At 48.1% G+C, this 6,812-nt stretch carries 6 protein-coding genes; 2 read left to right on the top strand and 4 right to left on the bottom strand.

The window, feature by feature from the left end:
* Positions 1 to 237: 237 nt before the first annotated feature.
* A complete protein-coding gene (gene purS, locus WBA89_RS06365; RefSeq protein WP_424404835.1) occupies positions 238 to 519 on the bottom strand; it encodes a phosphoribosylformylglycinamidine synthase subunit PurS in 282 nt (93 codons plus the stop codon).
* A gap of 138 nt (positions 520 to 657) precedes the next feature.
* Between purS and WBA89_RS06360 the strand changes: the two genes are divergently transcribed.
* Positions 658 to 1,050 (top strand): Fur family transcriptional regulator, encoded by a 393-nt coding sequence (locus tag WBA89_RS06360; protein WP_424404833.1) that lies wholly within the window; start codon positions 658 to 660, stop codon positions 1,048 to 1,050.
* 254 nt (positions 1,051 to 1,304) lie between these two features.
* On the opposite strand, the gene WBA89_RS06355 is transcribed toward WBA89_RS06360, so the two are convergent.
* Positions 1,305 to 2,273 carry an SPFH domain-containing protein gene (locus WBA89_RS06355; RefSeq protein WP_424404831.1) on the bottom strand — a complete coding sequence of 323 codons (969 nt, stop codon included), beginning with the start codon at positions 2,271 to 2,273 and terminating at the stop codon, positions 1,305 to 1,307.
* A 334-nt stretch (positions 2,274 to 2,607) separates the two neighbouring features.
* A complete protein-coding gene (locus WBA89_RS06350) occupies positions 2,608 to 3,033 on the bottom strand; it encodes an NfeD family protein (protein ID WP_424404829.1) in 426 nt (141 codons plus the stop codon).
* Between the two features lie 341 nt (positions 3,034 to 3,374).
* On the opposite strand from WBA89_RS06350, the gene WBA89_RS06345 reads away from it, so the two are divergent.
* Positions 3,375 to 5,498 (top strand): protein phosphatase 2C domain-containing protein, encoded by a 2,124-nt coding sequence (locus tag WBA89_RS06345; RefSeq protein ID WP_424404827.1) that lies wholly within the window; start codon positions 3,375 to 3,377, stop codon positions 5,496 to 5,498.
* 25 nt (positions 5,499 to 5,523) lie between these two features.
* On the opposite strand, the gene WBA89_RS06340 is transcribed toward WBA89_RS06345, so the two are convergent.
* Positions 5,524 to 6,612, bottom strand: coding sequence for an ABC transporter ATP-binding protein (locus WBA89_RS06340; protein WP_424404826.1), 1,089 nt, complete (start codon positions 6,610 to 6,612; stop codon positions 5,524 to 5,526).
* Positions 6,613 to 6,812: the final 200 nt, after the last annotated feature.

Below are 6,812 nucleotides of genomic sequence, written 5' to 3'. Positions count from 1 at the left end.
AGCTTTCCGTCCAACGTCATCAGTCCGAGGGAAGAGGTGTTAACTTAAGACTGAAATCTTAGGTTTCTCTCGCTTGTATCAAAGTCTAGATTCCCCTAAATCCCCCTTAGATCGGACACTTTGAGTGTTCGGAGTTTTCGTGTTTTTAACAAAGACTTTGAGAGCCCTCTTATCCCCCCCTTACTAAGGGGGGCTAGGGGGGTCTCCGGGTTTAAAAACACACCCTAAAGACCGATCTTAAGCTGTTGTCTCCACAGCAACAGGAACCTCAGTCAACTCAACGCGATAATTCTCAATCACTGGATTGGCCAAAAGTTGGTCGCAAACGCGATCGAGTTGTTCGCGGGCCTCCGACTCCCCCGCAGCAGTCAGCGTCAATTCCACGTACTTTCCGATTCGCACGCGCTCAACATTGTCGTATCCCATGTGTTGCAAACCGGACTGTACGGCAGTGCCCGCCGGGTCTAAAACCGAAGGGCGGAGGGTAACATAGATTTGGGCAAAATATTTTTGAGTCACAGCAATGTGTACGTGATGCGAAGTTACGGCCACTTCATTCTACAACTAGGCGGGAAGCCGATCGCCCTTTCGCGCCCCTAATTAAGCTAGCCTAGAAACAGGGATAGATTTGACTCCAGCAAATTACAGACAAAATTTATGAGAACCAACCGCACCCGCAGTCAGGAGCGTATTTTAGACTTGCTCAAGACCTTAAATCGATCGCTCTCAGCGCAAGATATCTACTTAGAACTGCGAAACAGCGACCAAAGCATGGGCTTAGCAACAGTTTACCGCTCCCTCGACGGTTTAAAGCGAGAGGGGTTCGTTCACGTCAGAACCCTCGCTAGCGGCGAATCTCTCTACGGTGCCGCCCACCAAGACCAACATCACCTCACTTGTCTGGAATGCGGCGCGTCTATTACAATCGACGAATGCCCCGTCCACCACTTAGAAAGCCAATTACAACAATCTCATTCTTTCAAGATTTATTATCACACTTTAGAGTTTTTCGGATTGTGCGATCGGTGTACTCTCGCTCAACAATCTTAGGGAAGTTATTGGTCATTAGTTATTAGTCATTAGTCATTAGTTATTGGTTATTAGTCATTAGTTATTAATTACTCGGCGATTGAAATCGCTGCTATACAGACGAAACCCGCCTCCGCGGGTTGAATTAATTCTTAGTCCGCGGAGGCGGACATCGTTTGACAAGGAGCGATTTCAATCGCCGTTTGTATTGGTGCAGGAGCGATTTCAATCGCCGTTTCTTTCTATGCAGGAGCGATTGAAATCGCAATTTATTTCTATTTGCTCACCTCATTACTATTACCTTCCCCAACAATCGATCGCAATCCTTCCATCGTAGCGGGGATGCTGCGCGGGTCCATAAACATCACCTTGCTGCTGTCGCTGCTGCCAATTTTTAAGCCCATGTCCAGATAGTTTTGAGCTAACAAAAACTGTAAAGCTTCCCGCGCTTTGGGGTCGTTTTGCAGGGTTTTGCCGATAATTTGCAAAGCCTCAGAAGTAGCTTGTGCTTTCAAAACCTGACTTTGGCGTTCTGCTTGCGCTTTCAGGACGATCGCCTTTTGTTGAGCTTCCGCCTCCAAAATAGTAGCTTTTTGGCGCGCTTCTGCATCCAAAACCTGCGCTTCTGCCTTACCTTTGGCGCTGTTAACTGCTGACTCCCGTTCGCCCTCGGATGTCAAAATTGCCGCCCGCTTGCGGCGATCGGCTGCCATCTGCAATTCCATCGATTCCTGTACAGTTTTAGAAGGGATAATATCCCGCAATTCTACCCGCGTTACTTTCACTCCCCAAGGATCGGTAACAATATCTAAATCTCTGAGCAAGATTTCATTAATTTGAGAACGAGCCGTAAAAGTTTCTTCGAGATCCAGTTGACCCATTTCCGCGCGAATTTGAGTCAGCACCATATTTACCATTGCTGACTGAAGATTTTCAACTTTGTAACAAGCTTTGTCCAAGTCTACAATTCGCCAGTAAACCACAGCATCAACCGTGATCGAAACGTTGTCGCGGGTAATACAAGCTTGCGGGGGAACATCTAAGACTTTTTCCCGAATTGTTTGCTCGTAAACTACGCGATCAAGAAACGGCGTCACAAAATTCAAACCCGGTTCGAGTTTCTTGCCGTTATATTTACCTAAAGTCTCCACCAATGCTTGATTTCCCTGATTGATAATCTTGACGGAACCGGCAAGGGCTGAACCGCCTAGTGCTAAAAATACGAGTAAAAAAAATTGTTCCACGGTTGACTCCTATCAATGTTAAATGTTAACTGTTGAATGTTGACTGTTGAATGTTGACTGTTGAATGTTGAATGTTGACTGTTGACTGTTGACTGTTGGCTGTTGACTGTTGACTGTTGACTAATGACTAATGACTAATGACTAATGACTAATGACTACTGACTACTGACTACTGACTACTGACTACTGACTACTGACTACTGACTACTGACTAATGACTACTGACTACTAAGAGGGCGGGCACGGGGGCACCGCCCCTACCAACTGACTAATGACTGCTGACAACTGACTAATGACTACTGACAACTGACAACTGACTAATTACGCATTTTGTTTAAGAATGCAATAATTTTTCTGGCAAAACTATCAGAGTAGTGCCTTTTTGTCCTACGACAATTACGTTTTGGTTGGGAGGGATGGTGGCGCTCGTATCTTCGCAGCGAGCTTGCCAAGAATTGCCCTCATAAATAACCCGTCCCGTTTCGCCGGGGGGAATTTCTGTTAAAGTTTTAGCTTCGTGAGAATCTGCGATCGCCCTTACCTTGCCTTTTGGTATCAAGCGCCAAGACACCAGCACAAAAACGGTCGAAAATACCATCCACAAAAAGATTTGTAAACTAACGTAAGGTAAAACTAGAGAGCATCCAGCTACCGCGAAGGCGCTCAGCCCCATCATAAAAGCGACAAAAGCAGTCGGGAGAAATAGCTCTGTCAAACAGAGCAAAGTCCCAGCTAGCAGCCAAAAGAGTGTGGGAGTCAAGATCGTAAAAAGGAATAGTGATAATATTTATATCTTAGATGGGAAATGTGAGATTTACGAATTGCTAACAACTTACTCTGCAAGGGTTTGCGGCTTGCTGGCCCTGTTGGCGATTTGGCGCGCCGCAGTACCGGGTTGAAGCTTGGATCGCGCTCGAAGTCAGAGTTTTAGTAGCTTAGATTACAATTTTAGCCGATCTCGATCGGCAGCAACTACAATTTCTCCGGCCCAAAGGCAGTTAAAAAATTGATAGGGGCTAAAATCAGTTTATTCTCAAGCTCGTGAATTTGGGCTGGCGAATCATAATATCTTCAGAATGTTTTTACACTAGCTATTTCGATATGATCAGTAGTTTCTCAGAACCCATTTACTGCCCGAACCTGAGCTGTCCCGAACCCCGCAATACCTTTGGCCGCCAGCACTGTGCAGCTTGCGAAACCAATTTAATTTATCGGTATTTGCGGGCGGTGGGCCCAGCAGCCGAGGAAGTGCCCGCGGGTAAGGTAATAGCCGATCGATATTTTGTCATTGCACCCCAAATCTGGCTGGAGAGCCGTCCATCCGTGCCTCCAAGCGTCCCCGAACAACTGCCGGACAGCATCGCGCCTTACCTGCATTTGTATCCCCAACGGCTGCATACGCCGGAAGTATACGGTTTTTGTTACCTGGGGGAAGCAGCCGAAGCCACAGAGGTGCTGTTGCTGGAAAATGTGCCAGTTAATAATTTTGGTAGCCTGCATCCTTCTATTTTAGAAGCTTGGGCTCACACCGGTGCGGCGCGCCAAGTTTACTGGCTGTGGCAAATGCTTCAACTGTGGACACCGCTTTCGGAACAAGGAGTCGCTGCGAGTTTGCTGGTACCGGAAAATTTGCGGGTGGAAGGTTGGCGGGTACGCCTGCTGCAACTGCACCCCGGAAAATCTGTACCGACGCTTAGGGATTTGGGAGATGTGTGGTCTGGTTTGGTGGAATCGGCCGCGCCAGAGGTGCAGTCGAGACTCGGAGAGATTTGTCAGTTTATGCGCCGCAGCAGCATGAATTTAGAGGCGATCGCCCTAGAACTAAACGATTTACTATTAGAACAAGCGGCTTTATTGCCCCTGCATTTAGAAGTAGTCGGCATGACCGATACCGGGCCGCAGCGCGCCAAAAATGAAGACAGTTGCTATCCGACTGCTGCGGATTTACAATTTAGCAAAAGTTCGGGCGGCGAAAAACTAATTCCTTACTTGACAATGGTTTGCGATGGGGTTGGAGGCCACGAAGGAGGAGAAGTTGCCAGCCAATTAGCCGTGCATTCCCTGAAAGCTTTAATCCAAAATTTGCTCGCAGAAATCGCTGAACAAGAAGAGTTGATGACGCCAGCAATGGTAATTAAACAACTCGAAGAAATAGTGAGAGTTGTAAATAACGTGATTTCTGCTCAAAATAACGAGCAGGGAAAAGAGTTGCGGCAGCGGATGGGGACTACTTTGGTGATGGCGCTCCAGTTGCCTCAAAAAATCAAAATTTCTGAGGACGTACCGTCGAACAACAGTCACGAACTTTATTTGGTCAATGTTGGAGACAGCCGCGCTTATTGGATAGGCAAAAATTACTGTCAGCGGCTGACTGTGGACGATGACGTAGCGTCAAGGGAAGTCAAGCTAGGACACAGTTTATACTGGGAGACTCAATTGCGATCGGATGCAGGAGCCCTGACTCAAGCTTTGGGGACGCGGGATGGCGATTTCCTGCGCCCGACGATTCAGCGATTTATTCTCGAAGAGGAAGGCTTGCTGCTGCTGTGTTCCGACGGTTTGGCCGACAACGACTGGGTAGAGCAATCTTGGGAGAATTACGGCCCTCCGGTGCTAGAGGGCCAAATGTCTTTGGAAGCAGCAGTTCAGTCTTGGATTAGCCTCGCCAACGAGAAAAACGGTTACGATAACACCTCTGTCGTGGCGACTTACTGTCGGATGTCGCCGGAGAAATTGGTACTGTTTCCTCCCGCCTCAGCGCCAACCTCAGCAGCAGTGTCAGCGCCAGCGTCCCTCCAGTCGGTGTCCCTGCCGATGTCAGAAGGGTCGGCATCTCTCCAAAAAACGGGGAGGATACCGGAATCTCAGCTTTCAGAATCTTCCAAACAGTTACTGTATCCCGAAACTTCCCCCGCCCCGGAACGAGTTCAAAAACAGCAGTCCAAACGTTGGTTGCCGCTGCTGGGGCTGTTGGGGCTGATGTTAGCCTTTGCTGGTTTAGGTTTGTGGGTACGCAGCCTCCAAAGCCCTCAGCCAGAACCCGAACAACTTCCGCCACCGCCGGAAACTTCCGCCCCGAGTCCTGCAGAGAGTCCCTCGCCCGGTGCTGAAAGTCCCGCGCCATCGCCTGAATCTACTCCTGCGGAAATTCCCGCGCCGGAAGGGGAAACTCCTGCGGAAATTCCCGCGCCGGAAGGGGAAACTCCTTTGCCATCACCGCAATAAAGGAGATTTAATTAAGCAGGGCGTTTTAAAGAATGCAGATGCTTTCCGGCGGCACGGCAACTCGAACGCTATCCCCGACTTTGTGCCGCTGCAAGTCATCTCGGTGCAAGTTTTGTCGGCGAAGGGCGATCGAGCTTTTAGCAGTCAAGCGCACCCTATAGCGCGTATCAGTGCCAATATAAATCGCCTCTTCTACTGTTCCCGGCCAGCTATTTTCAGCATCGTAATTAGCCGGATAAATAGCAGCTTTTTCCGGCCGCAACACCAAGGTAACAGTTTTCCCAGCCGGCAAATCTTCTGCTGTCCTAACTAACACGGGCAACTGCTGGTCAACCAACACAATTACTTGACCCTGTTGCTTTTCTACTACTCGCCCGGTCAAAAAATTGCTGTCGCCAATAAAATCAGCAACAAACCGCGTTTTCGGATATTCATAAATATCAACAGGTGTCCCGACTTGTTGCAGTTTTCCTCCCTCCATCACTGCAATTCTGTCCGACATTGTGAGCGCTTCTTCTTGGTCGTGAGTTACATAAATAAATGTAATTCCCAATTGTCGCTGCATTTTTTTTAATTCTAATTGCATCTCTTTACGCAATTTTAAATCCAGCGCTCCCAGGGGTTCATCCAACAGCAAAACAGAAGGCTCTTTAACCAACGCCCTCGCTAGGGCTACTCGCTGCTGCTGTCCCCCTGACAGTTGCCGGGGATAGCGTTTTTCTACATCTGTTAACTGTACTAATGCTAAGGCTGCCGCCACGCGATCGCGAATTGTTTGCTGAGGCAAATTCTCCATTTCCAACCCAAATGCAGCATTTTGTGCTACAGTCATGTGCGGAAATAAAGCATAATTTTGAAATACCGTATTCACAGGGCGGTGAAATGGCGGGCGATTTTGCATCGGTTGGCCGTGAATGTAAATTTCGCCTGCTGTGGGAGTTTCAAAACCTGCGATCGTTCGCAAAGTTGTAGTTTTGCCGCAGCCGGAAGGGCCGAGCAAAGAAAAGAATTCGCGATCGTAAATTTGCAGGTTGATGTTGTCTACAGCTAAGAAATCTTGACTGCGGACACTTTTAAATATTTTGGAAATGTTGACAAGTTCGACTGCGTGCATTGCGATCTATCCTGGTAGGGTGTAATCCGCACTAACTAATCTTGTATGGTGCGGATTTCGCACCGAGCGATCGGCGTTTCAATTTCAACTTATACCAATTTAATAAATACTTGCTATAGATGAAGTCTGAGCCCCCCCTTAATAAGGGGGGGTTGGGGGGGTAATATCTAGCACTACTTTATGAAATTGGTATCAGCCTC

The sequence above is a fragment of the Microcoleus sp. genome, assembly GCF_049646505.1.
Taxonomy (GTDB): domain Bacteria; phylum Cyanobacteriota; class Cyanobacteriia; order Cyanobacteriales; family Microcoleaceae; genus Microcoleus.
The sequence above is the reverse complement of the archived record's forward strand: the minus strand, read 5'-3'. Positions and strand labels throughout refer to the sequence as shown.

Excerpts from the sequence above, each read along its gene's own strand:
- WBA89_RS06360 (WP_424404833.1), top strand. The coding sequence starts at position 658 with ATGAGAACCAACCGCACCCGCAGTCAGGAGCGTATTTTAGACTTGCTC.
- WBA89_RS06345 (WP_424404827.1), top strand. The coding sequence starts at position 3,375 with ATGATCAGTAGTTTCTCAGAACCCATTTACTGCCCGAACCTGAGCTGT.
- WBA89_RS06340 (WP_424404826.1), bottom strand. The coding sequence starts at position 6,612 with ATGCACGCAGTCGAACTTGTCAACATTTCCAAAATATTTAAAAGTGTC.